This is a genomic window from Janthinobacterium sp. SUN128 (assembly GCF_030587275.1).
GTDB classification, from domain to species: Bacteria; Pseudomonadota; Gammaproteobacteria; order Burkholderiales; family Burkholderiaceae_D; genus Janthinobacterium; species Janthinobacterium lividum.
The window spans coordinates 24,413-49,104 of sequence record NZ_JAPWHY010000009.1; the positions used below are offsets into that span (position 1 = coordinate 24,413).

General features: G+C 64.1%; 14 protein-coding genes and 1 riboswitch. Of the genes, 8 read left to right on the forward strand and 6 right to left on the reverse strand.

What is annotated here, in order from left to right:
- Window positions 1-68: 68 nt before the first annotated feature.
- Window positions 69-2,462, reverse strand: a complete 2,394-nt coding sequence (locus O3297_RS28495) for a M1 family aminopeptidase (RefSeq protein WP_305051261.1) — start codon at window positions 2,460-2,462, stop codon at window positions 69-71.
- A gap of 145 nt (window positions 2,463-2,607) precedes the next feature.
- Window positions 2,608-2,786: riboswitch (yybP-ykoY riboswitch) on the forward strand.
- Window positions 2,787-2,797: 11 nt separating this feature from the next.
- On the opposite strand from O3297_RS28495, the gene O3297_RS28500 reads away from it, so the two are divergent.
- Both O3297_RS28500 and O3297_RS28505 read left to right on the forward strand, forming a co-directional pair.
- The gene (locus tag O3297_RS28500) at window positions 2,798-3,373 is read left to right on the forward strand and encodes a TMEM165/GDT1 family protein (RefSeq protein WP_070278880.1); all 576 of its coding nucleotides are present in this window, start codon (window positions 2,798-2,800) and stop codon (window positions 3,371-3,373) included.
- A 113-nt stretch (window positions 3,374-3,486) separates the two neighbouring features.
- Entirely contained in the window at window positions 3,487-3,708 is a 222-nt protein-coding gene (locus tag O3297_RS28505) for a hypothetical protein (protein WP_305051263.1), read from the forward strand.
- On the opposite strand, the gene O3297_RS28510 is transcribed toward O3297_RS28505, so the two are convergent.
- Both O3297_RS28510 and O3297_RS28515 read right to left on the reverse strand, forming a co-directional pair.
- On the reverse strand, window positions 3,694-12,321 hold the full coding sequence (locus O3297_RS28510) for a GH36-type glycosyl hydrolase domain-containing protein (protein ID WP_370385455.1): 8,628 nt from the start codon (window positions 12,319-12,321) through the stop codon (window positions 3,694-3,696). The genes O3297_RS28505 and O3297_RS28510 overlap by 15 nt on opposite strands.
- Window positions 12,322-12,725: 404 nt before the next feature.
- Window positions 12,726-14,765: an aminotransferase class V-fold PLP-dependent enzyme gene (locus tag O3297_RS28515; RefSeq protein WP_305051264.1), complete on the reverse strand. Its 2,040-nt coding sequence runs from the start codon at window positions 14,763-14,765 to the stop codon at window positions 12,726-12,728.
- Window positions 14,766-14,931: 166 nt separating this feature from the next.
- Between O3297_RS28515 and O3297_RS28520 the strand changes: the two genes are divergently transcribed.
- Window positions 14,932-15,429: an Lrp/AsnC family transcriptional regulator gene (locus O3297_RS28520; RefSeq protein WP_034783259.1), complete on the forward strand. Its 498-nt coding sequence runs from the start codon at window positions 14,932-14,934 to the stop codon at window positions 15,427-15,429.
- A gap of 169 nt (window positions 15,430-15,598) precedes the next feature.
- Window positions 15,599-17,566 (forward strand): methyl-accepting chemotaxis protein, encoded by a 1,968-nt coding sequence (locus tag O3297_RS28525; protein WP_305051265.1) that lies wholly within the window; start codon window positions 15,599-15,601, stop codon window positions 17,564-17,566.
- 5 nt (window positions 17,567-17,571) lie between these two features.
- Here the strand turns inward: O3297_RS28525 and O3297_RS28530 are convergent, their stop codons facing one another.
- On the reverse strand, window positions 17,572-18,084 hold the full coding sequence (locus O3297_RS28530) for a co-chaperone YbbN (RefSeq protein WP_034783258.1): 513 nt from the start codon (window positions 18,082-18,084) through the stop codon (window positions 17,572-17,574).
- Between the two features lie 149 nt (window positions 18,085-18,233).
- Here O3297_RS28530 and O3297_RS28535 point away from each other — a divergent pair, with 149 nt between their 5' ends.
- The 4 genes from O3297_RS28535 to O3297_RS28550 all read left to right on the forward strand — a co-directional run bounded on the left by O3297_RS28535 (window position 18,234) and on the right by O3297_RS28550 (window position 22,820).
- Entirely contained in the window at window positions 18,234-18,530 is a 297-nt protein-coding gene (locus tag O3297_RS28535) for a DUF3349 domain-containing protein (protein ID WP_081345887.1), read from the forward strand.
- An 80-nt stretch (window positions 18,531-18,610) separates the two neighbouring features.
- Window positions 18,611-19,777: an HPP family protein gene (locus O3297_RS28540; RefSeq protein WP_034783256.1), complete on the forward strand. Its 1,167-nt coding sequence runs from the start codon at window positions 18,611-18,613 to the stop codon at window positions 19,775-19,777.
- Complete coding sequence (locus O3297_RS28545) at window positions 19,774-20,871, forward strand: M48 family metallopeptidase (protein WP_305051267.1); 1,098 nt, start codon at window positions 19,774-19,776, stop codon at window positions 20,869-20,871. The genes O3297_RS28540 and O3297_RS28545 overlap by 4 nt, the downstream gene beginning before the upstream one ends.
- 137 nt (window positions 20,872-21,008) lie before the next feature.
- Window positions 21,009-22,820: a DUF885 family protein gene (locus O3297_RS28550; protein WP_305051269.1), complete on the forward strand. Its 1,812-nt coding sequence runs from the start codon at window positions 21,009-21,011 to the stop codon at window positions 22,818-22,820.
- A gap of 70 nt (window positions 22,821-22,890) precedes the next feature.
- Here the strand turns inward: O3297_RS28550 and O3297_RS28555 are convergent, their stop codons facing one another.
- Complete coding sequence (locus O3297_RS28555) at window positions 22,891-23,730, reverse strand: HDOD domain-containing protein (RefSeq protein ID WP_070259968.1); 840 nt, start codon at window positions 23,728-23,730, stop codon at window positions 22,891-22,893.
- A gap of 76 nt (window positions 23,731-23,806) precedes the next feature.
- Entirely contained in the window at window positions 23,807-24,358 is a 552-nt protein-coding gene (locus O3297_RS28560) for an ArsR family transcriptional regulator (RefSeq protein WP_305051270.1), read from the reverse strand.
- Window positions 24,359-24,692 lie beyond the last annotated feature (334 nt).

The window sequence follows — 24,692 nt, forward strand, 5'->3', positions numbered from 1 at the left end:
GTCGCGCAGAATAGCACTTCCGGCGCAGGCCGGCAGAAAAAAGCGCCGGACTGGCCGGCGCCGTTTCCCTATTTCGTCTCGGCCTTGGCTTCCGGCTTGGCCTCGGGTGCCTTCAGCGGCGCATTAAAATCCTTCATCAGGTTGTTCTTGTCGCGGTCCTGCTTGAACAGTTCGAGGCGCGATGGCGTGATTTTTCTCGGCCACGCATTGTTGCTGGTGTCGATATCGGCCGTCTCCCAGTACGGGTCCTGCACCAATCCCACCATCGGCTCGTCCGTGACGATCACCTTGCTGATCTTGTGCGGCGCATAGCGCCACACTTCGGCAGGCACGCGCTCGATGATCTTCTTGCCGCTTTTCAGTTCAATCTCCAGTATCAGCGGCATCACCAGGCCGCCGAGATTCGAAAAGTCGACCAGGTACAGATGCTTGCCCATGTTGCGCTGTTCCAGCAGCTGTCTCTCCCACGGCTCCAGCGCTTCCTGCTCTTCCGCATAGCTGTTGCGGTCCTTGTTGGTGACCGTGAATTCATCGTGCCGGTTATAGAAATCCTTCAGCGCGGGATCGAGGTCGACCTTCTTCGGCAGCGCCTTGTTGCGCTGGTCCGAGATCGAGATGGGCTGCGCGGCCTTCTGCGCCTTCTTCCACGCTTTCTCGACTTCCGGATTCTTCGTGCTCACGCCATATTCGCTGATGCCGTCGATGCTGATGTCGACCGCGTCCGTGGTATAGAACCAGCCGCGCCAGAACCAGTCCAGGTCCGTGCCGGAAGCGTCTTCCATGGTGCGGAAAAAGTCGGCGGGCGTGGGGCGCTTGAACTTCCAGCGCAAGGCGTACTGCTTGAAGGCGAAGTCGAACAGTTCGCGCCCCAGGATAGTCTCGCGCAGGATGTTGAGTGCCGTGGCCGGCTTGTCGTAGGCATTCGCCGTGAACTGCAGCAAGGACTCGGAATTGGTCATGATGGGCACCTGGTTCTGGCTGCGCATATAGTCGACGATCTTGCGCGGCTCGCCATTCCAGGAGGGGAAATGCTCTTCCCACGCCTGCTCGGCCAGGTACTGCAGGAAGGAATTGAGGCCCTCGTCCATCCACGTCCACTGGCGCTCGTCCGAGTTGACGATCATGGGAAAATAATTGTGGCCCACTTCATGGATGATCACGCCGATCAGGTCATATTTGGCCGTCTTCGAATACGTGAGCTCTCCCGTCTTCTTGTCCTTCACGGGGCGTCCGCCATTGAACGCAATCATCGGGTACTCCATGCCGCCGACGGCGCCATTGACGGAGATCGCGTTCGGATACGGATAGTCGAAGCTGTACTTGTTGTACTGCTCGATCGCGTGCACGACGGCGCGCGTGCTGTACTGCTGCCACAGCGGATTGCCCTCGTTAGGATAGTAGGACATGGCCATCACGCGCTTGCCGCCGCTGTCCAGTCCCTGCGCATCCCAGATGAACTTGCGGCTCGAGGCCCACGCCACGTCGCGCACATTGGCCGCCTTGAAGTGCCAGGTTTTCATCCCCACCGCTTTACTCTTTTCCGCCGCCAGCGCCTCGGCGGGCGTGATCACCAGCAGCGGCGTATTGCTGTTCTTTGCCCGCGCCAGGCGTTCGCGCTGCGCCGCGCTCAACACGCTAGCAGGGTTTTGCAACTCGCCCGTGGCGGCCACCACATGGTCGCCCGGCACCGTCAGGTACAACTCGTAATCGCCAAACTCCAAGGTGAATTCGCCGGAGCCGAGGAACTGCTTGTGCTGCCAGCCGACGGCGTCGTAGTACGCAGCCATGCGCGGGAACCATTGCGCGATCTGGAAAATCGCGTTCTTGTCGTCTTCAAAGTACTCATAGCCGGAGCGCTCGACCAGCACCTTCTGGTCATTGATCTGATACGACCAGTCGATGCTGAAAGTGACGCTCTGGCCAGGCGCCAGCGCCACCGGCAGATCGATGCGCAGCATGGTCTGGTTGACCACATGCGGCAGCGGCTTGCCGTTGGCCGCTTTCACGGCGGTGAGCTTGAAGCCGCCGTCGAATTCGCGGCCCGCATGGATGGCGCGCAAGTCCTCGAATTTCAGCGCTTCGTCCTCGCTGCCGCTCAACCAGGCCTGGCGCGATGGCGCGCTCAATACGCGGCGCTGGTCGGCATCCTGGCGCAAGCCATTCTGGTCCAGCTGCAGCCACAAGTACGCAAGGCTGTCGGGCGAGCGGTTGTGGTAAGTGATCTGTTCGCTGGCCGTGATGGCGCGCCGTGCCTCATCGAGCGTGGCGCGGATCACGTAATCAGCGCGCTGCTGCCAGTAGGCGTGACCCGGCGCACCGGACGCCGTGCGGTAGGCATTCGGCGTAGGCAGCAGTTCTTCCAGCTGGCGGAACTTGTCGTCGAAGGGCGCGGCGGCGCACAGGCCGGGCAAGGGAGCAAACAAGGTCAAACATAAGGCAAGCAAGCGGACAAGGACCGGCATGGCGCATTCCATCTGGGAGTCGTGGGCAGACTGCATTCTAAGTCGAGTCTGTTTGCAAATCGATCATTGTTGTCGAAGTCCCACACACCAGGCCGCAGCATCCCCCGCCGGCACTGGCGCCGGCGCGGGCATTGGCGTATGATGCGCCTCGAACATTGGGGAGTAGTCGTCCCGCGGTCCTGCCGCGGGAACCTGTATCAACATGATTGGCCCGCAGGCCATGGTGCAGGTGGTTGCAGAACTTGACGAGACCATTGATCCAGGGCGGCCGCATGGGCCGGAGTCGCCCGTGGATCATTGGTTAATTCGTCCGGCCCGCGTACTCTTGCAATCTCATGGAAGCATTCCTCATCTCCACCGGCATCGTCGGTCTCGCTGAAATCGGCGACAAAACCCAACTCCTGGCCTTTTTGCTGGCCGCCAAATTCCGCAAGCCCCTGCCCATCGTGCTGGCGATCTTCGTCGCCACCATCGCCAATCACGCGTTTGCCGCCGCCGTCGGTACCTGGATCACCAGCATGCTGGGGCCCGATGTGCTGCGCTGGGTACTGGGCGTATCATTCCTCGCCATGGCCGCCTGGACCCTGATCCCCGACAAGCTCGATGAAGGCGAAACGAAGCTGGCCAGGTATGGCGTCTTCCTGACCACTCTGATCGCCTTCTTCATGGCGGAAATGGGAGACAAGACGCAGGTGGCGACCGTAGCGCTGGCGGCGCGCTATCACGACATTGTCTCTGTTGTGCTGGGCACCACCTTCGGCATGATGCTGGCCAACGTGCCGGCCGTCTACCTGGGCGACAGGATCGCCAATCGCGTCCCGCTGCGCCTCGTGCACGGCATCGCGGCGCTGGTCTTTGCCGTGCTGGGCGTGGCCACCCTGCTGGGCGCGGGCGCGGCACTAGGGTTCTGAGGCAGCCTGATATAATTTCTCATTTACAATATTCATGCTCATAATTACAATGTCGGCGACATGAGTACCGGCGCGCCCATCCCGAGCGAGCAGCGCGCCTTCTTGAGGAATGTATGCAGTTAAACAGAAAAGTGGCGGCGCTGTGCCTGGCCGCTTGCGCCAGCCAGCCTATCACCGCCATGGCGATACCCTTGAACTACCACCGCCAGACAGCAGCGCAGTCCGCGCCCGAGGTACGCACGCGCGACCTGCTGCTGTTCGGCGCCGGCTTGATCCTGCTGGCTGGCCGGCGCCGGCCCGAACACGACACCTGGACAATACTAGAGCAGCAGTAGCACCGCATACTCGCGGCCCTCGTCGCGCAAGGCAATGCTGTTGCCGCCCTGTGCGACGCCATCGAGCGACAATCCCGCAGGCCGCCCCTGCGCCTGCTCCACCGTGATGGCATAACTGCTGGCACCGAAGCGGTAATGCAGCTTGAAGCTGTCCCATTCGGCCGGCATGGTGGGCGCCATGCGCAGCACGTTCGCTTCACGCGTCAAGCCCAGCAGGGATTCGACGATCAGGCGGTACAGCCAGCCCGACGATCCCGTGTACCAGCTCCAGCCGCCGCGTCCCACGTGCGGCGCGACGGCATACACATCGGCCGTCGCCACATACGGTTCCACCTTGTAGCGCGCCACCGCCTGTGCGTCCATGCCATGGCGCACGGGATTGATCATGCGCAGCAGTTCCCACGCCTTTTCGCCGTCACCCAGGCGCGCAAACGCCATCGCCGTCCAGATGGCCGCATGCGTGTACTGGCCACCGTTCTCGCGCACGCCCGGCACATAGCCGCGGATATAGCCAGGATTGAGGTCGGCTTTGTCGAACGGCGGATCGAGCAGCTGGATCACGCCGGAATCACGGCGCACCAGGCGCGCATCGACCTGGCGCATGGCGCCGGCAACCCGCTCCTTGTTGGCCGCGCCCGACAGCACGCCCCAGCTTTGCGAAATCGAATCGATCTGGCACTCCTCGTTCGTGTGCGAACCCAATGGCGTGCCGTCGTCGAAATACGCGCGCCGGTACCACTCGCCATCCCACGCATGTTCCTCGACGCTGGCCGCCAGTTTCACGGCTTCGTCGCGGCAGAATTGGGCAAACGCAGCATCGCCGCGCAGCACGGCCACCTCGGCAAAGCGCTGCAGCACTTCGTACAGGAAGAAGGCCAGCCACACGCTCTCGCCCTTGCCATGTTCGCCCACCTTGTCCATGCCGTCGTTCCAGTCGCAGGAACCGATCAACGGCAAGCCGTGCACGCCCAGGCGCAAGCCATGGCGGATGGCGCGCACGCAGTGCTCGTACAGGTCGGCCGACTCGCCCGAACGCACGGGCAGGTCGTAATACGAATCCTCTTCCGGCTTGACGGCGCGGCCCTCGATGAAGGGCGCCACTTCCGACAGCACGTTGACGTCGCCCGTGGCGATCACATAGCGGCAGGCGGCCAGCGGCAGCCACAGGTAATCGTCGGAGCAATGCGTGCGCACGCCGCGGTCCGATGGCGGATGCCACCAGTGCTGCACGTCGCCTTCGACAAACTGGTGCGCCGCACACAGCAGCAAATGATTGCGCAGCAGCTGCGGCGCCGTGTGGATCATCGCCATCGCATCTTGCAGCTGGTCGCGGAAACCGTAGGCGCCGCCCGACTGGTAGTAGCCGCTGCGCGCCCACAGGCGGCAGGCGATGGTCTGGTACATCAGCCAGCCATTGGCGATCACGTCCAGCGATGGATCGGGCGTTTCGATGCGCACGGCCCCCAGGGTAGTTTCCCAGTGCGCGCGCACCGCGTCGAGCGCACTGCGGGCCGCATCCTTGCCCGCATGGCGCTGCACCATGGTGCTGGCGTCCGCATTGCGGCGCCCGCCCACGCCGAGCAGGAAGACGATTTCACGTTCCTGCCCCGGCTGCAATTCAAACGGGACCTGGATGGCCGCGCACGGATCCAGTCCCGTGCCCGCCTTGCCGGACAGGCGCACGCGGCGCAAGGCGGCCGGCTGCGCCAGGCTGCCATTGCGGCCGATGAATTCATTGCGGTCGCAAGTGATGGAGCGGATGCTGGCATCCGTATTGAAGAAGCCGACCCGGCCCGAAAACTCCGTATTGTAGTTATTGCGCGCAAACAGGGCGCCGCTGATCGTGTCGACCTCCGTGGCCACATGCATGCCGGACTTGGCGCGCAGGTCGGCCATCACCCATTCCACATAGCCCGTGACGGACAGGCGGCGCGGCACGCCGCTGTCGTTGCGCACCTTGATGACCGAATATTTGACGGCCGCATCGAGCGCCACATAGGTGCACAGTTCCGTGGCGATGCCGCCTTCGCTGTGTTCAAACACGCTGTAGCCGAAGCCGTGGCGCGTGACGTAGTCGCCGCTGCCGCGCGCGGGCAGGGACGAGGGTGACCAGAACTGGCCCGTTTGCTCATCGCGCACATAAAACGCTTCGCCGGACAGGTCGGACACGGGGTCGTTCTGCCATGGCGTGAGGCGGAATTCATGCGCATTCTCGCTCCACGTATACGCCTGGCCGGCTTCGGACACCACCGTGCCGAATTGCGCATTGGCCAGCACGTTCGACCACGGCGCCGGCGTCTGCTTGCCCTCTCCCGTGGTAATCACGTATTCGCGGCCATCGGGCGTGAAGCCGCCGAGGCCATTTTCCAGGATCAGCTCGCGCGCCTGCGCCCGGTGCGGCACGCCGCCATGTTCGCGGGCCGGGTCCTGCAGCAGCGGCGGCATGCGCAGCACGGGGCTCGGCGGACGCTTGACCTGCTCGGCCAGAGTGCCGCGCAGGTCGCTGATGATGGCGCGTGCCACCGATTGCAGCAAGATGCGGTCCTCGTTGGCGATCTGCTCGGCCAGGCGCACGAAGATGCCGCCCGGGCGGTCGATCGCCTGCGCGTCGATGCCCGAGGCGATCAAGCCCATGATCTGGTCGTGCAGCAGCTGGCGGTAGCCCGACTGCTCTTCATACCAGATCACCAGGTCGACGATCAGGCCTTTCAGGCGCCAGTAGGCATGCGCCTGCACCATCTGGCGCGCCAGTTCGATATTGGCCGCGTCGCGTATCTGCAGCAGCACGATGGGCAAGTCGCCGGAAATGGCATACGCCCACAGGCCCGACTGGCCACGCTGGTTCTTGATCAGGATGCTGGCCTCGGCGCGCAGGGCCGCATTCGGATAGATCACGGCATTGGCCAGGCGCGCATACAGCTGCGCGTCCGCTTCGCTGGCATTCAACTGGCGCAGCACCACCTGGCTGTGCGTCCAGGCCAGTTCGAACACGCGGTCGGCCAGGTGGCGGTCCTGGTATTTGTCGATCAGGTGCAGTGCCGCGTCGCGCTGCTCCACCATGCCGGTGACGCTGTCGACGGTGACGGCCTGGTCGGGTTCGAGCGTGATGACATAGCGGATGGCCACGATGGGATCGAGCACGGAGCCGTGGCCGCCACTGAGCGGGCCACTTTCCTGCAGCGCCTGCGGCAGTTGCACCGTATTGCCGCGGCCGATGAAGCGCGCGCGGTCCGTCTCGAACGATACTTCGTAGCGCTCGATATCGTGCACGGTCATCACATGCAGCAGCCACGGCATCTGCTCTTCCTTGGAGCGGGGCCGGCGCGTACATAAAATCGCTTTTTCATGCGCGAGGATTTCCGTCTGTACGAACAGCTTGCTGAACGCGGGATGGGCCGCATCGGCCGCCGCCGGCGCCATCACCACTTCGGCAAAACTGGTGATCTCGATGCGCCGCTGGCGGTTCGAATTATTGCTGATGCGCGTGCGGCGGATTTCGATGTCATCCTCGGGCGAGACGACGATTTCCGTGTACAGGTCGAGGCCATGGTCGGCACGGCGGAACTCCGCCCGCCCTTCGGAAAAGATCACTTCATATTTCTTCGGTTCGGCCAAGGTGGGCTGGTACATGGTGGACCAGACGGCACCGTCGTCGAGGTCGCGCAGGTAGCAGAAATTGCCCCAGTTATCGCGCGTGCTGTCTTCGCGCCACCGCGTCACGGACAGGTCTTTCCAGCGGCTGTAGCTGCCGCCTGCATTGCTCACCATGACGTGGTAGCGGCCATTCGACAGCAGCTGCGTTTCCGGCACGGCGCTGTTGGCTTGCGTGAGGATGCGCATCGGCATGGCTTGCTCGGGCGCGCCGCTGCGCAGCACCGCCAGTTCGGCCGTGTTCGAGTAGAACGCGCCGGCCTGCGGCGTGCGTTCCTGCAGCACCAGCAAGGCCGATTGCAGCAGCGGATCGGACTCGAAACGGCGCTGCATCGGACGGTCGTGCAGCAGGTAGCTGAGGGCCAGGAAGCCCATGCCCTGGTGGTGCACCATGAAGGAGCGGATGATGGCGCTGCCCTGCCCGCGCGGCAGGCGCGCCGTCGTGAAATCGATGGCTTCAAAGAAGCCGTAACGGCCCATGTAGCCGGCCGCCTGCATGCGCTGCAGGTTCTGGCAAGACGCTTCCGGCTGGACCATCAGGCCCATCATGCTGGCATATGGCGCCACCACCAGATCGTCAGCCAGGCCCCGTTTCAAACCCAATCCCGGCACGCCAAAGGCGCGGTATTGATAGTTCAAACTGGCGTCGACCGTGTTGTAGCCGGATTCGGAAATCCCCCATGGCACGTCGCGCTGGCGGCCATAGTCGATCTGCGCCTCGATGACGGAGTGGTAGGTCTGGTCAAGCAGGGTATTCGGGTAGTTCGGCATCACCAGCAGCGGCATCAGGTACTCGAACATCGAGCCGCTCCACGACAGCAGCACGGGCTGGCCGGCCACCATGCACAGCTGGCGGCCCAGGGCGAACCAGTGCTCCTGCGGCAGCTGGCCCTGGGCGATGGCGATGAAGCTGGCCAGGCGCACTTCGGAAGCCAACAAATCGTAGTAGCTGGGGTCCAGGCGCCGCTCGCTGACGTTGTAGCCGATGGCCAGCAGTTTGGTCGATGGGTTGTACAGGAACGCGTACTCGATCTGCGCGAAGTCGCGCGCCTGGCCCGCCGCGTGGGCGATATCGCGCATGTGGCGGCCCGCCTGTTCGCGGCCCTGCGCCAGCAAGGCGGCCAACTCCGAAGGCGTGCCTTCCGGTGTTTCCAGATTGGCCAGTTCGCGCAGGGTCGGCACGCGCAGCCACGCCGGATCGACGCCCGCCTGCGCCGCCCATGGCGCCAGCTGCAGCAACTCGGCCATCGCCGCGCGGCACTGGCGCGCCAGCGCACCGCTCCACATGGACAGCTCGCCATCCTCGCTTTGCAAGGTCAGCGACAGCAGCGCCTCGGCGGCGCCATTCGCGGCGGCGAGATAGGCATGCCATTCGGCCAGGCTGGCGGGCGCGGCCTGCGCCTGCAGCAGGCTCATGCTCTCGCGCATGGCCTTGCTCTCGCCTTCGGCGGCGATGAATTCCTGCAGCACTTGTGCCGTCGTGCGGATGCCCTGCACCACCTGCGCGCCGATGATCGGGGCGTCATACAGTTCCACCAGTCCCGGCTGCAAGGTCAGCAGGTGGCCGGCCAGGTTACCGCTGTCGACCGTCGAGATGTACATCGGCTGCAGCGCCTTCAGGGTCTGCGTGTCGTACCAGTTATAGAAGTGGCCCTGGAAACGTTCCAGCTCACCCATGCTGTGCAGGGTGGCGCGGCTGCGCTCGATCAACTGGCCCAGGGTGAGGTAGCCGAAATCGTAGGCCGTCAAATTGGCCAGCAGGGCCAGGCCGATATTCGTCGGCGAGGTGCGGTGCGCCACCACCAGGTTCGGATGCTCCTGCATGTTATCGGGCGGCAGCCAGTGGTCGTCCGGTCCGACGAAGGTATCGAAATAGGCCCAGGTCTTGCGCGCCACGCCATGCAGGAAGCGTCCCTGCTCGGCCGACAGGCGCGCCACGGCACGCTCGATGGGGCGGCTGATCCACCAGGCGATGGCGGGTGCGGCCAGCCACAGCAGCAGCACCACGGCGGCGGCGGGCAAGGCCTCGGGGCGCCAGTAGAGCAAGGCGCCGAAGGCGGCCAGCGCCAGCGCGGGCGAGCACCACATGGCGCGCCAGCTGTCGGCCTGCGAACCCGACGATACATGCAGGTTCGAAGCGCGCCAGTCGAGCAAGTGCTTGTGCGACACGCCCAGGCGCCACAGGGTGCGCACGATGGCGTCCAGGCTGATCCACGCTTCATACGGCAGGAAGACGAGGGTCAGCATGGCGTGCGAAAACTGCACGCCGCAGCGCCGCTCGAAGGCGGCCAGGTGCTGGCGCCACAGGGTGTCGCGCGGTTTGCGCAGCAAATCGTACAGGGCTGAAAACACGGGCGGCAGGAAGATGATGGCCAGCACGGCCGCGCTCCAGAATGCCACCTGCGGCAGGAAGCCCCACGCCAGCAGCAGCGACAAGGTGGTGGCCGGCGCCACGACGCTGCGGCGCAGGTTGTCGAACAGCTTCCAGCGCGACAGCATCGACAAAGGATTGCGTTCGCGCTTGCCGGCGCGGCCCGGCACCCGGCCCAGCAGCCAGCCGACCAGTTGCCAGTCGCCGCGGATCCAGCGCTGGCGGCGGCTCACGTCGGCGTCATAGCGGGCCGGGTATTCCTCGTACAGTTGCGAGTCGCTCAGCAAGCCGGCGCGCAGGTAGCAGCCTTCCAGCAAATCGTGGCTGAGGATTTTATTGTCGGGCAGGCGCTGGCCCAGCACGCGCTCGAACATGTCGAGGTCATAGATGCCCTTGCCGATGAAGGAGCCTTCATAGAACACGTCCTGGTACAGGTCGGACACGGTGCGCGTGTAGGGGTCGATGCCCGGCTCGCCGCCGCACAGCAGCTCGTAGCGCGAGGCGTTGGCGCTGGGCAGCGCCACGGCCACGCGCGGCTGCAAGATGCCGTAGCCGGCCACCACGCGCGTGCCGGCCGCGTCCAGCACGGGACGGTTCAGCGGGTGCATCATGGTGGCGATGAATTCGCGCGCCGCGTCGCGCGGCAGCTGCGTATCCGTGTCGAGCGTGATCACGTATTTGATGGTGCGCAGGCCGCGCAACTCGCCTTCCACCAGCGAGAATTTGTCGCGCGCGCCGCCCCGCAAAAATGCGTGCAGGTCGGACAATTTACCGCGCTTGCGCTCCTGCCCCATCCACGCATTCTGCTGCGAATTCCACAGGCGCGGACGATGCAGCAGCAGGAACGGCCCCACCTGGCCCAGCTGTTCCGGGTCGGCCGGGTCGCCGTTTTCCTTGGCCGCCACGCCCTCCACGCGGTATTTCTCGTTCAAGCCACGGATGGTCTCCTGCGCCTGGCGCAGCAGGGCTTCGTCGCCCGGCATCGTTTGCACTTCCGCGTCGACGAAGTCGGTCAGCAGGCAAAAGCGCAGGTTCGGGTCGCGGTTGGCGAGATAACGCACTTCCAGCGCCTCGCACAGGGCCGCCACGTTTTCCTGGCTGTAGATCAGGGTCGGCACGACGACGATGCCGCGCGCATCCGATGGAATGCCGGCCTGGTAATCCATGCGCGGCAGCGGATGCGGCGACGTCATCAGGGTCGCCAGCCAGTTCACCACGGCCACGGCCAGCTGGCTGCTGCCCAGCAGCGCCAGCGCGCCCAGCGCCGCCAGGGGCCAGCCCTGCACGCCATGGCGCACGGCGCGCTCGAGCAGCAAGGCGCTCGTCGCCAGGGTCAGGAACGAGATCGCGCCCAGGTAGACGGCCAGCGGCGCGGCGCGCGCCGTATGCTGCAGCGCCTCGATGAAAGGCAGCCTGGCGCCGGCCTGCTTTTCCAGCACCAGCACGCCGCGCCCCACCAGGTAAAAGCCGATGTGGCCGCGGCGCGCGTCATTGCCGTTGCCGTGCGTGTGCGCCAGTTGCACCACCATCTCGGCCACCTCCACTTCGCTGCGCGCGCTGCGCTTGGCGATGCGTTCGATGGCATGGCGGTAGCTGTCGCGCGTGGCAAAATCCATCAAGCCATACGTGCCGGCCGGGTCCAGGCGCAGGGTCTGCTCGACCACGCTCATGGTTTCGACGAATTCCTGCCAATCCATGGTGCCGAGAAAACGCAGGCTGCCGATGCTGTTGGCGATCGACACCTGGTCGGCCGCCTGCTGCCCGATCTCGGACTGGATCTGCTGCTCGATGGTGAGGCCCGACTCGGCCAGCTTGTGCGTCAGCCACGATAGCGCCAGGGTCAGCGAGGAACTCTGTCCCTGCAGGCGGCGCGACAATTCGGCCACGAAGGCGCTGGTCATCGGCGGATTCGAACGTGCCATGTCTGCCACCAGCAGTATCAAGCCGCTGGGATTGCGCTCGGCGATCTCCGTCATCTGGTCGGCCCAGGTATTGGCCAGGTCGCGCTGCATGCGGTCATCGGCCACGCGTACGGCGACGCGGCGCAGGTTTTCGATCAGGGCCAGGCGCAGCATGATGGGCACGGCCCACAGCTCGCCCAGGGTCAAGGTGGCCACGTCCTGGTACGCCTCGACGAAGTGGCACAGGTTTTCCAGGTCGACGCGGCCATCGCCATGCGAGATGATTTCCAGCGCGATCTTGTACACGCGCGGACAGCCAGCATCCGCCCCAGAGGTCAGCCGTGGCAGCTCCTTGCTGTAGTTCTTCGGCAAATGCCGCCGCGTGGTGCGGATCTGCTCTTCGATCAGGTAAAAATTATCAAGCAGCCATTCCGAGGCGGGCGTGACCTGGCGCCCGCTTTTCACCGTGGCCGTCAGCTCGTTCACGGTAGCCGTGATCAGGGCCGCATTGTCGGCCAGGCGCGCCAGCAGGCGGTCGCGGCCATGATGCCGACCTACCGCATGGCCGGCGGCCACGTGCTTGCCGTGGGCGGCCATCTGGATGGCGCTGAATAATTCGGAACGCAGGGGCAAGGCGTCGTCGCGCGCGGCGTCGAAGGTGTCCGGTGCGAGGGAATGGTCGCGGAAGATTTCCCTGACTTTGGAAACCTGGTCCTTGATCTGCTGCGTGACAACTGCTGTGTACTCTTTCAACTTGGCCTCGCTAGGTGCGCGCAGGCAGCCAGCGGCCGCCGTCACGCTGGCCCAGTCTGAAGAACACGATCGGACACTGGCGAAGACGGAAAGCGAAGCGCCGGAGCGTTGCGACGAATCTCAGGGTATAGGGAGATTTTCTGAACTTCATCGTAGGGGCGCCCTGTGCGCAAGACCGTGCGCTAGCGTACATACCCGGCGCTTTAGGGGCGTACCGGCAAAGAAATCAGCGAGTAAAACGGGAGAAAAATTCCTGGAGGAAATGAACAGAGGGAAATGAGTAGCAGCACCGTGCCAATGATGGCACGGCGCAATATTTCACGGAAGAAAGTTCAAGCCGCTCAGGCAGCGATGGCCAGCGGGTGGCGTGTCGCCTCCGCCATCGCCATGCCGCCGTTGAGTTGCCATGCCGCGCCGTGACCGAGGCGGCGCAGGCAGGCGGCGGCGCGCGCGCTGCGGTTGCCGCTGCGGCAGAAAAAGACCAGCGGGCGCTGCGGCTGCTGCAGCCACGCGGCTACCTGGCCCGCCAGGCGGCTCAGCGGCACACTGCGCACGGCGCAGCCCTCGAATACCGTGCCGGCGCAAGCCGCGTGTTCATATGCTTCGCGCACGTCGACAAGGATGGCGTCGGGATGCTGGCGCAGGAAGGCCGGCAAGGCGGCCGCATCGAGCTGCAGTTCGGCGGCAGGCACGATACCTTCGTGCACGCTGCGCACGGTGCCGCAAATGCTGCCGTCGTCGCCTGACGCGCACAGCACGGTGTCTTGCGTCAGCAGCGCCGCATCCAGCAGGGGCGCCAGCGCCTCGGGCGCCAGGTTGCCGATGAAGGCGAAGCGCTGATCGAGCAGGTACACATGGTTTTCACCACACTCGACGCGGCGCAGGCGCTGCTGGCCCAGTGCCAGCTCACCGTCGATATCGATGCGGCCCACCTGCTCGATGGCGAGTTCCTGCAGCAATGCCAGGCGCGCCACGCCATGGTCGGCTGGCGGCGCCGTGTGCACGATGGCGCGCAAGGCCAGCTGCTGGCAGCGGATGAAGGCGGCCAGGCGCGGCACGAGCGCGGCGACCGGATCGATGACGACACAACTGGCGCTGGCAGCGTCGCTGATCAGCCAGGTGCACTGGCCATCCACGCTCAGCTGGATTATGCCGTCCTGCGCGCCGTCCTGCGGCGATGGCGCCAGCGCCGACGGCAGCAGACAGCTGCTGCGCAGGGCCTCGCCACAGCGCTCGATGCGCGCGCAGGCAGCGGCAATCGTCGCCGCGTCGATCAGGGGGCCGAACGACAGACGGATGGCCGAGCTGGCGCGCCATTGCGGCACATGCATCGCTTCGAGGACATAGCTGGGGAGCGCCTTGGCGGCGGAGCAGGCGCTGCCCGAACTGACGCGCACGCGCGCCGCGTCGAACAGGTCCAGCAGCTCTTTTGAGGACAGGCCCGGCACGGAAAAATTGAGCGTCGTCGACAAGGACAAGTCGAACGGCATATTGAAAACGATGCCGGGAAAAGCCCGTTCCAGGCTGGCCACCAGCTGCTCGCGGAAAGCGGCCAGGTCGGCGTGGCTGCGGAAGGTCTTGCCATCGTCGAGCGCGGCCAGCACGGCGCCCAGCGCGGCGATGCCGGCCATGTTTTCCGTGCCCGAGCGCAGGCCACCTTCCTGGCCGCCGCCCATCATCAGGGGCGTAAACGGCGCGCCGGCGCGCACGTACAGCATGCCGATGCCCTTGGGCGCATACAACTTGTGGCCGGAAAACGGCGCGTAGTCGATGCGCGTGGCGGCCAGGTTCAGTTTCAGCTTGCCCAGCGCCTGCACGCAATCGACCATCCAGTAGGCGTCGGCGCCCCGTTCCTGCAGCAACTGGGCGATGGCGGACAAATCGCTGACGACGCCCGTTTCATTATTCGCCGCCATCGTGCACAGCATGGCCGCATCGCCGATCAGCGCGCCCAGGGCCTGCAGATCGTGGCGCCCTTGCGCATCGACAGGCAGCTTGCGCACTTCCAGGTTCAGGCCCAATAAGCGGTTCCAGTGCGCCAGGCTTTCCGGCACGGCCTTGTGCTCGGTCGCGCCATACAGCAGCAGGCTGCCGATGCGCTTGCCCGCATCGCGCCGTTCGCGCAGCGCGCACAGGGCCGACAGCACGGCCGTCTGGATACCTTCGGTGGCGCCGCTATTGAACATCAACCGGCCGTCGCCCACGCCCAGCAAGCGGGCGGCGCGCTGGCGCACGCCATCCATCATGGCCTTGGCCTGCAATCCCGTGGCATGGGTGCTGCTGGGATTGCCATAGCCCTGCTCCATCGCTTGCCGGGCGGCGGCAACGGCGGCGGGCAGCACGCAGGTGGTGGCATTGCTGTCGAGGTAGATTTCTTTCATGATGGCAGTCTGAGTATTCTATAAAAGGGCACAGCTAAAAAGGGGCAGAGCAAGCGGCTGAAACATATGGATAGTCTACCGGCCTGCGCCCGTGAAGATATGCCAAAAGACACTGCAACTACGGTACTATGCAGCATGTTCATGCCATAAAAACCGGAATAATAAAATGAATTCACCAAACACCTCGCTCGACAAATTCGACTGCGCCATCCTCGCAGCCCTGCAGCAGGACGGCACCCTGTCGATCGCCGCCCTCAGCGAAAAGATCGGACTGTCCAGCACGCCATGCTGGAAACGGGTCAAGCGCCTGGAGGAAGAAGGTTATATCGAGAGCCGCGTGGCCATCGTCAACCGGCAAAAAGTGGGGTTGCCCGTGACCGTCTTCGTCAGCGTGCGCACGGGCCAGCACGATGAGAAATGGCTGCGCCGCTTTGCCGCCGCCGTCATCGTCTTGCCGGAAGTACAGGAATTCCACCGCATGAGCGGCGATATCGACTACCTGCTGAAAGTCGTCACCACCGACATCAAGGGCTACGATACCTTCTACAAAAAGCTCATCAAGGCCGTGCAGCTGACGGGCGTGTCCTCCGCCTTTTCCATGGAACAGATCAAATGCAGCACGGAATTGCCGCTGGAATTGATCGCCCACGGCTTGCCTGCCTGAAGCGTTTTCCATCCACGCCAGGCGGACGTGGAAAATCACGTTGCTGCAATGCAACATAAATGAACGAAAAGCAGCAATGGTGCGGCGGGACGCGCAGCGCGGCCGGTATACTGTCCGCTTGTCTGCCCGCTTTTCTGCACCTTGTGCAGGCCACCATCCAAGGTCTTCCATGTCTCTGCTCCGCCGCCTCTCCATCCAGAAAAAACTCCTGTTCAGCATGGGCTTGTGCCTGCTGCTCTTCATGGCGATCTCGTCCTTCCTCAGCGTGCGCATGAGCAGCGACTACGTGCGCGAGCGCGTCGTCAGCCAGGAATTGCCGGCGCAAGTGGGCGAGATCCGCAACGACGTGTTGCGCCAGATCAGCCAGCCCCTGTCCGTGGTGCAGACCATGGCCAACGATGTCTACCTGCAAGACTGGGAAGACGCTGGCTTGCCCGACAGCGGCATCGCCACCTTCCAGCGCTACGCCAGCGTGGTCAAGGAAAAGAACAAGGCGGCTTCAATCAACTGGGCTTCCGCCAGTACGGGCAAATACTTCACCACGGACGGCTTGCTGCGCACCCTGGACAAGAACCAGGTGGCCGACCAGTGGTTTTATGGCTTGCTGGCCGGCGACAAGGCCTATACGCTCGATATCGACAAGGCGGAAAACTCCAGCGACCTGATGTTGTACCTGAATGCGCGTGGCCAGACGGCGGGCGGCAAGCAGATCGCGGCCGGACTGGGCCTGTCCATCAATGCGCTGGCCGACACCATCCGTAGCTACAAGATCGGCCAGACGGGCCATGTCTACCTGGCGCGCGCCAACGGCGTGCTGCTGGTGCACCGCGACACGGCCTTGGCCGACGGCAAGCATCTGCTCAAGGATTTACCGGGCTTTAGCGATACCCTGAGCCAGAGCCTGTTGACGGGCAAAAAATACGCGTACGCCATCTATGACGCGCCCGCGGGACGCCAGTTCGTCGCCGCCTCCTTCGTGCCGGAATTGAATCTGTATGTGATGGCTGAAGTACCGGAAGCGGAAGTGCTGGGCAATGTGACGCGATCGGCCCTGATCGCCGCCCTGATCGCCGGCCTGGTCGGTGGCGGCATCGCCCTGCTCATCATTTATGTCATCAGCCGCGCCATCGCCGCCCCCGTCGCGCGGGCGGCCGACATGCTCAGCGAGATCGCCAGCGGGAATGGCGACCTGAGCCGCCGCATGCCCGTCGAATCGGAAGACGAGGTCGGTGCGCTGGCCGCCGCCTTCAACCGCTTCGTCGCATCGCTGAACGTGACGATACGCGAAGTTCGCGACAGTACCGGGGCCATTGCCAGCGCATCGAGCCAAATCGCCTCGGGCAACCTGGACCTGTCGGCGCGCACGGAAGCCCAGGCGTCGAGCCTGGAAGAAACAGCGGCAGCCATGGAAGAGCTGACGTCGACGGTGAAACAGAACGCGGACAATGCGCGCCAGGCCAATCAGCTGGTGGTGTCGGCTTCAAGCCACGCCGTCAAGGGCGGCGAAGTGGTCGGGCAAGTCGTGCAGACGATGGGCGCGATTACGGAAAGTTCGCGCAAGATCGCCGACATTATCGGCGTGATCGACGGCATTGCCTTTCAAACCAATATCCTGGCGCTGAATGCGGCGGTCGAGGCGGCCCGCGCGGGCGAACAGGGCCGCGGCTTTGCCGTGGTGGCGACCGAGGTGCGCAACCTGGCGCAGAGGTCAAGCCAGGCGGCCAAGGAAATCAAGGACTTGATCGTCGACTCGGGCAGCAAGGTGGAGGCGGGCAGCAAGCTGGTCGACTCGGCCGGCGCCACCATGCAGGACATCGTCGTCTCCGTCCAGAGAGTCGCCGACCTGATGGGCGAAATCGCCTCGGCCAGCCAGGAGCAAAGCCAGGGCATCGCGCAAGTCAATGCCACGGTCACGCAGATGGATGACGCCACCCAGCAAAACGCGGCCCTGGTGGAAGAAGCGGCGGCAGCAGCCCAATCCCTGCAGGATCAGGCTGGGCGGCTGGCGCAGGTGGTCAGCGTCTTCAAGCTGGAGGAAAGCGGGCATGTGGCACCGCAGCAGCCGGCGCACAAGCCCATGCTGCCCACGCCGTCCCGCCCGACAGTGCCGGCCAGCGATGCGTGGGAAGAGTTTTAAGGAAATTACAGGGCAGGTGACTTCACGCTCGCCGCTTGCTTGAAGAAATCATAAATGCCGCTTTCGCTCATGCGACGGGCATTTGCCAGTTCGCCGCCCTTGGTGGCGTACAGCACCTGGTTGTTGTCGCTCGATACGAGCACGGCAGCGGGGATGCCTTTCTTGAGCGGATTGCCATAGGCTTGCGCCACATCGAGGTTATGGTCGAAGTTACCCACGTCGACCTTGACGACCTTGAACTGCTGTTGCATCAGCTCGGCGTTCTTGCCTTCCTTCAAGGCCCTGTCGAGCGCGCGGCAATCCTCGCACCAGTTCGCGCCAAAGATCAGCAAAACCGGTACGTGCGCCGTCTTGGCCTCGGCCAGCGCGCGCGCCACGTCGGCCTTGGCGTCGGCCGCCGCGTTGTACGGCAAATGCGGCGTGGCGACAGGGTTGCCCGGTGTGGGGGCGGCGGCAACGGCGGTGCCGGCAAGCAGCAGGCTGGCAAGGAAAAGGGAAACGAAACGGGAAACGCGCATGCGGGGCTCCTGAGAGAAATCGTGAAGCCAGCTGAACAACTGCCAGCGGGCGTGATTGTCTAGAATATGCCTGCTTGTAGGAAATATCCACCATTTAATTGCACTGTGCTTATGCGGAAAACGTATAAGCACCGCCAAGGAGAAGCCGCTTGAGCACGCCAGATACCCTGCCCCCGATTTTGTCCGGCGCCGCGCGCATGCTGCGCAGCGCCTATCCCGGCGGCATGCCAGACACGGCGTATTTCGCCGTGCTGGCCCTGCTGTATGACCACTTTTCCGACCGCAACCTGGCCGAGCTGATGGCCGCCGTCACGCACAAGGATGCTGAGACGGTCCTCAATGATATCTATGCCTGCGCCAGCAGCCAGCCGGAGCCGTCCAGCGTCGAGGCCGCCAAGAACTTGCTGGCACAGCATGGCTTGCAGGCCGTCTGCGCCGAGGATTAGTGCCCGCAGGCAGCGAAATGGAACGCATGGGATAATATGGGGCTCACACTGAGCAACGCGGCCCGAACGCGCCCTCCCCCATGACGACTTCTTTCCTGGCACGCTGGCTGCCGCAACCGAACAACGGCAGCCGCCGCGAACAATTACGCGCCTGCGCGGGCGCCATCTGCGGCTTGCTGCTGACGGGCCTGATCTGCCATTTCCTGCTGGCCCCCGACAGCGCCAGCGTCTACCTGATCGCACCCATGGGCGCCTCGGCCGTCCTGCTGTTCTGCCTGCCGGCCAGCCCGCTGGCGCAACCGTGGTCCGTGGTGGGTGGCAATGTCGTCTCCGGCCTGGTCGGCATGGCCTGCGTGAAATGGCTGGGCCCCAGCGTGGGCGTGGCGGCGCTGGCCGCCTGCCTGGCCATCGGCGCCATGTTTGCCCTGCGCTGTTTGCATCCGCCGGGCGGCGCCGTGGCCCTGACCACGGTGGTTGGCGGCGCCAGCGTGCATGCGGCCGGCTTTGAATTCGTCTTCATCACCGTGCTGTTCAATTCCGCCGTGCTGGTCGCTTGCGCCGTGCTGTACAACAACCTGACGGGGCGCCGCTACCCGCACATCCAGCAACTGGTGGCGCCGCATCCGCACGACACCAAGGATGAGGTGCCCAGCAACCGCCTGGGCTTTTCGCCGGACGACCTCGATGCCGTGCTGCGCCAGCACAGCGAAGTGCTCGACATCAGCCGCGACGACTTGCAGGCCATCTTCCTGCAAACGGAAATGCGCGCCTACCAGCGCCGCTTCGGCGTCGTCACCTGCGCCGACATCATGTCGAAAGACGTGCTCAGCGTGGAATTCGGCACGCCGCTCGATGTTGCCTGGCGCACCATGCGCGAGCATCAGGTGGGCGCCCTGCCCGTGCTGAACCGGGCGCGCCGCGTCATCGGCATCATCACGCAGACGGATTTCCTGCGCCACGGCGGCCTCGACGATTATCAGGGCATGCGCCAGCGCCTGCGCGGCCTGCTGCAGCGCAGCGGCTTGTCCCACAGCGACAAACCGGAAGTGGTGGGCCAGCTGATGACGCCGTCGCCGCACACGGCCCGCCTGGGCACGCCCATCATCGACCTCGTGCCCCTGATGGCCGATGCCGGCTACCATCACATTCCCATCCTCGACGATGAAGAGCGCCTGGCCGGCATCATCAGCCAGTCCGACCTGATGGCAGCCCTGTACGAAAGCCGCTTTGCCGAGGCGGTGGCATGACGCCATTCCAGGCACTGCTGGCCGGCCCCGATGGCGGCTCCGCCGGCACGGCCGTCAGCGCGCACTTCTTCGGCAGCCAGCTGGCCATCGATGCACCCGGCTCCACTGTCGATGTGACGCAGCTGGTCGTCAGCGTGGGCGGTGTCGACGGACCGGAACTGTTCCTGAACTGGCTCGACGGACAAGGCCGGCAAGCCTCGCTCAAGCCGCTGACAGCGGACGACATCGCCACCGTCTTGCGCGAAGCGCCGGCCGCGCTGCAGCCGCAACTGCAGCGCCTGTGGGGCGAGCGCCAGCGCAACCGGCGGCAAGTATCGGGCTGGCTGGCCGGCTTGACGGGCGCGACCATCGTCGCCGCCGCCCTGCTGTGGTGGCAGGGCGGCCATGCCGTCGGCGCGCTGGCGGGATGGATCCCCTTGTCGACGGAAAAGCAGCTGGGCGAACTGGCCCTGGCACAAGTGCGCGCGCAGGGCGGCATCAGCGAAAGCGGCGTGGCGCAGCAGACGGTGCAGGAGATCGGCCGCAAGCTGACGGCCGGTTCGCGCTACCAGTACCGCTGGCTGGTCAAGCAGGACGACACGGTCAACGCGTTTGCCATGCCGGGCGGCATCATCGTCGTACATACGGGCTTGCTGCGCCAGGCAGCCGACCCGGGCGAACTGGCCGGCGTGCTGGCGCATGAAGTGCAGCATGTGGAGCAACGCCATTCGCTGCGGCAAATGATCAGCAGCCTGGGCTGGGGCGCCCTGGTGGGCGTGACCATCGGCGACATCAGCGCCGTGGCCGCCATGCTGGCGCACCAGGCCGGCACCCTGTATTTCAGCCGCGACATGGAAGAAGAGGCGGACCGCCTGGGTTTGCTTGCCTTGCAGCGCGCACAGATCCGTCCCGACGGCATGCTGCGCTTTTTCCAGAAGCTCGACGACAAGGACAAGGCCAGCGTGCCGGGATGGATTTCCTCTCACCCGCAGACGGCGGCGCGCGCGCAGCAGATCCGCAGCCTGATCGCCGCCACGCCCTGCCCCGCCTGCGTCCCCTTGAACAGCCAGCACTGGCAGGCGATGAAAGCCGTGGTCGCGCCAGCGGACAAATAGCAACATTCCTCCCCAATAATTTGTCCAAACGCACTGGGCAATCGCGTATGCTTACGCCCCGGCTGTTCCATCGCGACCGGCCACCCCGACCTCGCTACGCCTCCGTTCATTCTCCTTCCTTACAAAGGACATCGCGCATGAAGCATCGTATTGCCGCCGGCACCCTCGGCACCCTGGCCATCTCCCTGTTGCTCGCCCATGCGCCCATGGCGCAAGCGGCCCAGCCCGCTACCAAAACCGTCGCCGTCAGCGCGCCGCAAGCCAAGCAGCGATTGCAGGTCGTGGCCGATCAGTACTACGATGCGCTGGCCCGTTTCGAGCCGATCAATGCCACCGAGAGCGGCGACAACCGTTTTGACGACCAGCTCGGTTCAGCCATCGTGCCCGCCGCGCGCGCAAAACAGTTCGCGCTGTACCGCCAGTACCAGAAGACCCTGCGCAGCATTGCCCGCGCGCAGCTGTCGCACCAGGACCAGATCAACTACGATATTCTCGACTATGAACTGGCCACGGCACTGAGCTTCGAGCGCTTCCCCGAATACCTGCTGCCCTTGAACCAGATGGACAGCATGCCCGTCACCCTGGCCAACTATGCGGGCGGCGAGGCATCGCAGCCTTTGACCACGGTCAAGGAGTATGACGCTTACCTGAGCCGTATTGGCCAGTTGCCGGGCTGGATAGACCAGGCCATCGCCAACATGAAAGTCGGCATGCAAAAGGGCATCGTGCTGCCGAAGGCGCTGACGGAATCGGCCCTGCCGCAATTCAAGAAACTCGTCAGCGCCACGCCGCAGGACAGCGTCTATTACACGCCGATCAAGAACTTGCCGGCCAGCTTTTCCGACGCGGACAAGGCGCGCCTGACGCAAACCTACAGCATCATCATCGAGGCCAAACTGATGCCCGCGCTGCAGCGCCTGGCCACCTTCATGGAACGCGATTACCTGCCGGCCGGCCGCGCGAGCAGCGGCTGGAGCGCCCTGCCCGATGGCGCTGCCTGGTACCAGGCGCGCGTGGCCAGCAGCACCACCACGGATTTGAAGCCGGAGCAGATCCACGCCATCGGCTTGAAGGAAGTGGCGCGCATCCAGGAACAATATGCGATCGTGGGCCCGAAGATGGGCTACAACGGCCCGGCCGCCGGCTTGCCCGTGTGGGTGTCGGAACAGGCAAAATACCGCCCGTTCAAGACGGAACAGGAAGTGCTCGACGTCTACCGCAAGCTGAACGTGCTGCTCGACAGCAAATTGCCCGCCCTGTTCACCCTGGTGCCGAAGGCGCCGCTGGACTTGCGCCTGGAGCCTGAACTGAGCCGCGACACGGCCGCCGACCACTACACGGCACCGGCCGCCGACGGTTCGCGCCCCGGCGTGTTCTGGTCCGTCGTCACCGATCCGAAACTGTATGGCGACACGGGCATGACCACCTTGTTCCTGCACGAAGGCAAACCTGGCCACCATTTCCACCTGGCGCTGGTGCAAGAGATGGACTTGCCGAACTTCCGCCGTTTTGGCGGCAACAATGCCTTCACGGAAGGCTGGGCCCTGTATGCGGAAACCCTGGGCAAGGAAATGGGCCTGTTCGAGGATCCGGCCCAGTATTTCGGCCATTTGAACGACGAGATGCTGCGCGCCGTGCGCCTGGTGGTGGACACGGGCTTGCACACCAAGGGCTGGACGCGCGAACAGACGATCAAGTACATGCGCGACACCCTCGGCTATGACGCCGTGGCGAAAAGCGAGACGGAGCGCTACATGGCGTGGCCGGGCCAAGCCCTGGGCTACAAGATCGGTTCGCTGAAGATCGTCGAACTGCGCCAGCGCGCGCAGCAAGCGCTGGGAGACAAATTCAGCCTGCCGAAGTTCCACGAAGTGGTACTTGGCGACGGCACCCTGCCTTTGAAACTGCTGGAAGCCAAGGTCGACCGGTGGATCGCGCAACAGAAGTAAGCGACCGCACCTGAAAGCAAAACGGCAGCCCTTGACGGGGTTGCCGTTTTTTTCGCCTGAGCGTTTGAGACTACACCAGAAGTGCGGCACTCATCGAGCGCACTTCCTCGGCCGATTCGGCCAGGATGCTTTGCAGGGTCTCGTTGTCGATAATGAAATCGATGACGGAATCGGATGGGGTGAGCATTTCCACGTACGTCACCTGCAAGGGCGACGGCACGGGCGACAGTTGCTTGGCCAACAACAAGGTATCGAGCAGGGAATCGGGCGGGATCGATAGCAAGCCATCGCGCAAGCCTTCGATGGCCTCGCTCACGGCCGCCGGGATCAGCAGCTTCTTCATGACTTCGCGGGAAATGATCTCTTCGGCGGACTCCATCCAGTGATCCGCATCGTCATCGAGCAGCCCGGGGAATTCATCGGCACGCGACAGCAGGTAAAAACCGCCCACCTCATGCACGATGCCGGCGAACAGTGCCGTGTCGGCATCAACGTGCGTCACGCGGCGCGCAAGCACGTGCGCCAGCGCCGCCACGTGGGCCGTGTGCTCCCACAGCTGTGTCGCCTTCTGGCGCAGGATGGGGTCGATGATCTTGCTGCCGAACTGGCGCACCACCATGGCCGCCACCAGCGCGTACAGATTGCGGTAGCCCATGCGCATGACGGCGGCGCGCACGCTGGTCACCGGCGCCGCATCGCCGCGGCTGTACACGGCCGAGTTGGCCAGCGCGACCGTGCGCGCCGCCAGCAAGGGTTCGGCCAGTACCAGTTTGATGGCATGGTCGATATGGCAATCCGGTTCAGCCAGGGCCAATTGCAATTGCAGTGCGGAATTAACACTTGTGGGAAATGTTAATTCACCGCGCACCGCCTGGGAAACAATTAAACCGAAAGCCTGTAGTTTATTCATCATACGATCAATCCGCCTCAGATATTTTCCTGGCCAACAATGTCATGCATTAAAAATTGAATGCCAGGCCCGGCCTTTAAAATACAGATGGCATGTCATTCGTCTGCATTGAGGAATCTGGCAAAGCCAGCGCTTGCAATAGCGATTCATCGCCGATGACAAACAACTTCGGCTGCTGTAATACCTGCAGCAGAAATGGCTGGCCTTCACGCAGGCGTCGGCGATAATCGGCCAGCGTATATAAGTTGGGATTGATTTTACGCCTTAAGGTTCGCTCGGCCGGGGCCAATCCCGTCAACAGATCGCCATAATTGGCTTCTTCGCCCACCAGCAGCAAATCGATGGCGCTGCCAGGCATGTCCTGTCCCTTCGCCGTGGCGCCAGACACGAAGGCCAGGTGCAGCTGGGCACGCAAGGGCGCCAGCGTCATGCTGAGCACGCCGACGATGCCGAAGGTCTTCTGCACCAGTCCGCTCAACTCCGGATACACGAGGCTTTCCTTGTTGGGCCAAAAGCGCCGCACATTACCGATCCGCTCCGACGTGATCAGCCCGGACTCATGCAGCCGGCGCAGTTCCCGCTGCGCCGACGCACTGCCCAATCCCGTCAAGCGCATGATCTCGTTCAAGTGAAAGCCTTCATTCACGCGGACAAAGAGCAGTCCCAGCAATTTCTGCTGGGCGGGAGTAAACAGGGCTTGGGCAATCATGTGCCAAATCTTAGCATGAATAAACTGGAAACTGGCGCGGCAGGGCTAATCGCAGGCGGTGGCGCAACAGTGCGCCGCCACGCCGTCTCCGGCCAGCCGCGCCGGCAGAAAAGCGGGCGGCACCAGGCAAGCTTGTGAGCGCTCACTACTATGACTGCTTCCAACCGCAACTTTCCGCGCCTCGCCTCGCCACGCAGCGGCAACCGCGGCAACTCGATAAAACGCCGGGCAATGCCACCCGATAAACCGCCAG